Here is a 6,697-nt window from a genome sequence, read left to right as displayed (position 1 = left end):
ATTTGCCGAGAATGGACAAGAGGCGCTGGAGCTGCTTCGCCATGAGCCTGCGGATATTATGATCACAGATATCCGAATGCCAATTATGGATGGGTTCGAACTGCTCGATCAGCTGCAAGGCCACCCGATTAAACCCGAGATTGTATTGCTGTCTGGCTATAATGAGTTCGTATATGCGCAGAAAGCGATTCGCTGTGCTGTGAAGGATTATCTCTTGAAGCCTGTGAAGCGGGAGGAGTTGTTTGCCGTCCTGGAGCGATTAAGGCAGAACATAAGGATGAGAGAAGAACGAGCAGACAAGTCGCGTGAAGATGCCAGACTTGTTGCTGCCGAGCTAGTTACCCAGCATTTGACCCAGAAGGATGTGGATGACGCGGTAACAGAGAACAAGCTGAAGCAGGCCGACTTTTGATGGTTGGATACAGGAATACGCTGGGCTTGCTTACGCGGCGCAGTGGAGGATCACAGCCTAGCGCACGGATGCTGCCTCTTTCAAGAAACAAATCGAAGAGCTGTTACAAGGGCAAATGGATTGGATGCTCACGCGTGATGGAGAAGGCGGAACGATTAGGTTGTGGTGCAAATTGGATTTATTTAAATGGAAGCAATATGAATCAGCAATCATTTTACTAACCGTGAGATGGTATTTAAAATATAGTTTAAGCTATCGAGACATCGTAGAAATGATGAGTGAGCGAGGTTTAAAGATATCCCATACAACGATCATGAGATGGGTCCATGAGTTTGGACCCGAAATAGATAAACGAATTCGCAGCTATGCCGGCAGCTAAGCGTTTCTTTACAAAGGCTTTGTCCTTGCCACATAATCAAATACCTCGTAAAGAAACCTTGATTAGACAAACAAAGCATCTAAACAACATTGTGGAGCAAGATCATCGATTCATAAAAAAATCACAAAACCGATGCTTGGTTTCAAATCATTTCTAACTGCAGAACAGACGTTAAAAGGAATCGAGGCCATTCATTTGATTAGGAAAGGGCAGGCCGAAAATAATTCTTCTGTCCTCTCAGCTGTTGAATGGCTCAATAACATTGCTGCTGGAACAAGGAGGCTCCTCTTATAGCATTCGCTATGCCGCGGCGCTCGTATCGTTATGGATACTATGGGGTTCAGTATTCCTGGCGCTGAAGGTCGTTATAACGGAATATCCGCTGTATTTGATCGGCTTTCGCTTCGTTATTTGCGGGACGGTATTGCTGCTCTGGTGTTTGTGGCGCAAGCCAGCTACAGCTCGTCCGAAGGGCAAACAATGATTTTAGCGAGAATAACGGCAATGAAATCCGTTAGAGTATGTTAGCTCGGACGCGCAGGGGGGAGGGCGAACCTTCAGACTGTTGATTAAGGCTTCGTCGTTCAGAATTTGAGTAAAAAAAGCCAGCCTGTTGAGTTTTATCGACAGGCTGACCGTACCGTCAGGGAGATGTTACCTGGCGGTCCTTTGGGTTCTTATAGGAATTGGGGATAGGTGCTTAAGTAATCAAGTGAACCGCCGTAAGAATATTTGATTTTGTACGTACCTTGCGTAAATACCGTATTGAAGTTGATGGTGAAACTAACGGTAGCAGGATTACTGAAAATATTCGAACGACTCTTCTCAACAAGCTGTTCTGTGCCATTTACGACACGGTACACATCCGCAAATATGACCCCTGCTCCAGGCGAACCGCTAAAATACGCAGTTCCAGTGATTCTCAGTGTTCCCTGACCCGTAATGGTATCTGTAGAGGACAGTGGGGTCGGATCAGCGTGTACAGCGGTAGAGAACATAAAGAGCATCATGACAGACAGCATCAGAACCATTAACTTCTTCGTTTTCAATAACATCCATCCTTTCAAAAGGGGATTTGATGAAGGAGTTTCTAGAGGCATGAATGCTAGACAGTTTTCAACCCTTCTAGGATTCATTATACCATATCATGTAATTTTATGAAAACATTTTCCTGTGTATGTAAAAAAGTGGTCAAGTATGCGTGGTCTTTCCATTCAAGTATTGAACCCCATACCCCTCACAGATCCGTACGGGCGAAATTCACGCATACGCTCTTCACTTCACCATTCGCCCTGGGGAACCCTTCTTTGCGGTAAAATCTCGGAGGATCTGTTACTTTTGTCTGATTCAAATGGAGATTACTACTGGGATAAGGTTGAAGAGAAAAATATCAAATATTTTGTGCGGCAATGTGCAGAACATCCGTGGGCAAACCACTTTGCATTAGCGCTTATATGTTTGTCCGACCGAAATTTAACACCACAATCGATTATGAATATTACGAGTTCTCTGAATGCTCGATTTCGGGATTTGTTCAATCATTATAAGCTATCGGCCATGGAGGAGTTTTTGCCAACGCACATAGAGCAGTACGTAACAGGTCAAATTCTGCCAGATCATTCTGATCGACAACGGCAATCTATTTTAACTGGGTACAACACCTTTATGTTTAACCTGAAAAAATGGTTAGGTACGAAGTTTAGCGATGAAAAGCAGGCTGCACTGGCCATTATGAACGTTAGAGAGCAGCGTTTGGCGCTCCCAATAGAATTTCATTACGACGAATCAGAATATGTTGGTGAACGATGGCATTTTATTCTTAGTAACTCAAACTTCGCAGAGCGAAATTGGTCTTAAACCCTTGATAAATAAAGCTGTACTAGGATAATGATTTATCTCTTGCAAAAATAGAAAAACACCGCTTCCGTTTGGTATAGTGATTGTGTCGAGCAACCCACTACCACACAGAAGAGGTGTCCATTATATGATAGAGCAAAAAGAGCCCTGCAATCAACTACCAAAGGAAATTAAACCAGCTTTTAAAGAGCTTCAGGTGCTTAAGCATTTAAAAGACGCGAAAATCAACAAAAAATTTGGATTTACGGCGGCCTATCTTTTTCAGCTTGTTTTCGTGCTTTTGTTTCATCAGAAAAATTGGTTTCGCCTGCTCGAAAGTGCCAAAGTGAATCGTTTCCCGGCAAAGACTCCGTTTATCGATTTTTAAATCACACGAAATTCGCGTGGCGGCAGTTCCTCTTATCTCTGAGCGCTGCGACAGTTCAGAAAGTCGAACGACTTACTTCCGATAACCGAGTCACTGCATTCATCTTTGATGATTCGATGTTTGCTCGTAACCGCAGTAAGGCGGTGGAATTGCTCGCAAGATTTAGAGATCACGCTACCGGAGCCTATTACAAAGGTTTCCGCATGCTTACGATGGGGTGGTCGGACAGCCATTCGTTTATCCCCATGGATTTCGCCTTACTCAGTTCTACGAAGTCGCAGATCAAAGGCATTACAGAGGGAATTGACAAACGTACCATCGGTTATAAACGCCGTGAAGAATCATTACTCCCGACTCCGCAAGTGATTGCATCCATGATGGATCGCGCCATTGCCAATGGTATCTCAGCCTCTTACGCCTTAATGGACAGTTGGTTTACCCATGCGCCATTCATTAAAGAAATACTGGGCCGCGGACTACATGTCATTGGTATGATTAAAAATGACAACAAACGATACCTCTATTTTCCAGATACATTCTGCTTGCATGGCAGCATCGGCAAAGCACCGATCCACGCACACTTGGCTGTTTGTTTTATTTGCTTTGCGATGAGGTCAGCACTTTGGACTGGGTCGTTGCCTTGCAGCAACTCATCGATTTGATTAATGATGTGGCAATAAAGGCAGACAAAAAACTCTCAAAATTGATTAAATGTCAACTCCAACAATGGATCGCGGGTTTGCCCAGTTATCTCAAGGCTTACCTGCCTATTTCAAGCTGCGAAGTTTGAGTTATTAAAATAAGATCGGTGGGCTTAAAGATGGTATGAGTATGGCTGCGCGTTTAGGAGATGAGACAACCGGAATATGATTAACTAGAACATCATAGTTACCTAAAGTGTAATCTCTTTCTTTTTCTTGCAGTAACCTTTATACTAGCAGGAGGGTTCTGCACAGCTGAAAGCCTGTTTGTTTATGGCAAGATCACCCCTATATATAGGACACTAAGTTCGCCAACCTAACAGACGAAGGAGCATTATGAATGGGTAAAATGCGTAAATCAGCAATGCTGTTGCTAGCTATGATGACGTGTTTGACGTTAGCGGCTTGTTTTAGGGGCACTGCTGAGGATCATACGAACTCCAACGCCAATCTTATGGAGGCAGATGCTTCTCAAACGAAGCCTTCTCCGGATGAGCCTGCCTGGAAGCAGGACACGACACCGATTACGTTTGACTGGTATATCAATTTCAATTGGTTCGGCGGCAAGTGGGGAGGCAACGTCGTTTCCGATTATATAACGAAGAAGACGGGCGTCAGCTTGAACTTTATCAAGCCTGACGGCAACGCCAACGAGAGGCTCAACACGATGATTGCAGCAAGGTCGCTCCCTGACTTCATCACGCTGGGCTGGTACGAGGATGCCGTGCTGAAGATGATCAAGGTAGATACGGTGCTTCCATTGAATGAGCTAGCGGATCAGTATGATCCTTATTTCTTTAAAGTCGCAGACCCCACGAAGCTTAGCTGGTATACACAGGCTGACGGCAATGTGTATACCTACCCGAATGCATCTTCATCCCCTGCGGATTATCAAAAATATGGTCAGCTTTTTACTTCTAATCAGACCTTTGTTGTTCGGAAAGACATGTATGAAGCACTTGGGAAGCCGGATATGAGCACGCCGGAAGGTTTTCTCGGCGCGCTGAAGGCTGCGAAGGAGAAGTTTCCGAAAGTGGACGGCCAGCCGCTCATTCCGATCGGCCTGACTGAATTTACGGAAACCGGCAACTATTCGCTGCAAGAGATGCTTCAGAACTTCCTAGCAATTCCGCAGCAGAAAAACGGCAAACTGTACGATCGTCGAAGCGATCCAACCTATCTGAAATGGCTGAAGGTGTTCCGCCAGGCGAATGAGGATGGGCTGATGGCGCCAGATGTCTATATTGATGGCGGACGAAAGCAAATAACTGAAAAAATATCGCAAGGGCGTTATTTTGCCATGCTGTATCAGTGGTCTGATTTTACAAAGAACAACCAAGCGTTGTATCAGAAGGACCCGAATAAGGTGTATATCGCGATTGATGGTCCGGCGAATGATGCGCATGATGTGCCAACACTTACAGGACCAGGCATCTCCGGTTGGACGGTGACGCTCATCTCGAAGAACGTCAAGGATAAGAAGCGGGCAATTGCCTTCCTCAGCTATTTGCTCAGCGAAGAGGGGAACAAGGATCTGTTCTTTGGAGTGAAGGGCGTTACTTACGATACGATAGAAGGCAAAGATCAGTTCCTGCCGGAGGTCCTGCATCTGCTCAACACCGACCGCAAAGCGTTCGATAGCAAATACGGCGCTTTTTATATGTACTGGATGCTAATGAATACGAACATGAATCTAGCATGGGCCCCGCCTGATGTTGGGCCTGCCAAACAAATTGCCGATTGGACGAGGGGCAAGACGATCAACATGACCTGGTTCGACAATCTGGTTCCGGACACGACGACGAAGGAAGGTGTTGCGGAAGGCCAAAACAATTGGCTCTGGGGCAGTACGCTGCCGAAGCTGCTGATGTCCAAGTCGGATGCTGAATTCGATCAACTGTTCGCCGGATATATGAACAGCCTTACCGAGCGAGAAGCTATCGAAGTTAGCCGCCAAGCAGCCTATGAACGAAATGTACAGAAGCTGAAGTCGCTCAATCAATAGTTCTATAGAGGAAGCACAGGACGTGAAGTAGGAGATGGGATTCGCGGCAATGCGTTGGTTATCGGGGATACGTGCATATACATTTAAACTTTCACTTCAAGTCAAACTGATTCTGTCATTTGTGTTCGTTATCTTCATACCGGTTGTTCTATTCTCCTGGTATATGCTTAATGAAGATTCCGCCAAGGCAATGAAAGAATTGACGAAGAACAACGAGAATGTGCTGGCTGTCGAAAAGACGAACATTGCGAATAGCGTGGAGTTGATGGAATGGACCGGCCATCTTGCGTTATCCAATCGGGAAATGAACGATTTTATGCAAATTCAACAACGACAGGATACAGCGCGTGTTCTTCATATTAAGAATGAAGTGGTCAGAAACTTTCAATATTTTCTGTACAACAATCCACGAATTACGAATGTCCGGTTGTTCACGGACAACCCTTATGTGAATGAGATTTGGCCAGTCATCCAACAGGAATCACGTATTCAGGACGAGCCTTGGCATGATGAGGTGATGAAGCAGAGCGGTTTGCCCTGGTGGGAGATTGTACAGGAGAAAGTCGTCCTCACCGGTAAATCCGAACCATCGCCGAATGACCTCGTCATGACGTACTTACAGGAATTCAAATATGTGGACAACGCAACACATAACGGAATTCTAGAGGTAACGATGAAGCTGTCGAATTTCTTTTCTCGAACGTTCAGCAGTGTGGAGAACACAAACTCCCAGCTGATCGTAGTAGCAAGGAGCGGACAGGTATTCAGCTTGAAGACTTCACCTGTGTTCAAGCAGCACAGCGCGGAGCAATTGATGGAAAGTGTGAAGTTGACGAGTAATACAGATCGCGAGACGGTACAGTTCGAGGTTAATGGGCAGTCCTACTTGGCGATTCAGAGCTACATTCCATCGATCGACGTACATCTGGTCAATATGGTTAGTCTTGCGGACACGATGGAAGGCATTCACCATTCG

General features: G+C 45.5%; 4 protein-coding genes and 3 pseudogenes. 6 read left to right on the top strand and 1 reads right to left on the bottom strand.

Annotation, left to right across the window (positions count from 1 at the left end; genetic code table 11):
• Together AC3G2T_RS38495 and AC3G2T_RS38490 are read left to right on the top strand one after the other, a co-directional pair.
• Positions 1-412: response regulator (locus AC3G2T_RS38495; RefSeq protein WP_488438790.1), on the top strand; the 412-nt coding region annotated here is incomplete at its 5' end.
• A gap of 124 nt (positions 413-536) precedes the next feature.
• A pseudogene (locus AC3G2T_RS38490) lies at positions 537-1,085 on the top strand (IS6 family transposase).
• A 383-nt stretch (positions 1,086-1,468) separates the two neighbouring features.
• On the opposite strand, the gene AC3G2T_RS38485 reads toward AC3G2T_RS38490, so the two are convergent.
• Complete coding sequence (locus AC3G2T_RS38485; RefSeq protein WP_488438789.1) at positions 1,469-1,840, bottom strand: hypothetical protein; 372 nt, start codon at positions 1,838-1,840, stop codon at positions 1,469-1,471.
• Positions 1,841-2,129: 289 nt separating this feature from the next.
• Here AC3G2T_RS38485 and AC3G2T_RS38480 point away from each other — a divergent pair, with 289 nt between their 5' ends.
• The 4 genes and pseudogenes from AC3G2T_RS38480 to AC3G2T_RS38465 all read left to right on the top strand — a co-directional run.
• On the top strand, positions 2,130-2,648 hold the full coding sequence (locus tag AC3G2T_RS38480) for a hypothetical protein (protein ID WP_488438788.1): 519 nt from the start codon (positions 2,130-2,132) through the stop codon (positions 2,646-2,648).
• Between the two features lie 127 nt (positions 2,649-2,775).
• Positions 2,776-3,805: pseudogene (locus AC3G2T_RS38475) on the top strand (IS4 family transposase).
• Positions 3,806-4,056: 251 nt separating this feature from the next.
• A complete protein-coding gene (locus AC3G2T_RS38470) occupies positions 4,057-5,721 on the top strand; it encodes a type 2 periplasmic-binding domain-containing protein (RefSeq protein ID WP_488438787.1) in 1,665 nt (554 codons plus the stop codon).
• A gap of 49 nt (positions 5,722-5,770) precedes the next feature.
• Positions 5,771-6,697: pseudogene (locus AC3G2T_RS38465) on the top strand (sensor histidine kinase); the annotation flags it as partial.

It is taken from the genome of Paenibacillus sp. sgz302191, assembly GCF_057749925.1.
Note: the sequence above shows the minus strand (reverse complement) of the source record. Positions and strands in the feature narration are given on the sequence as shown.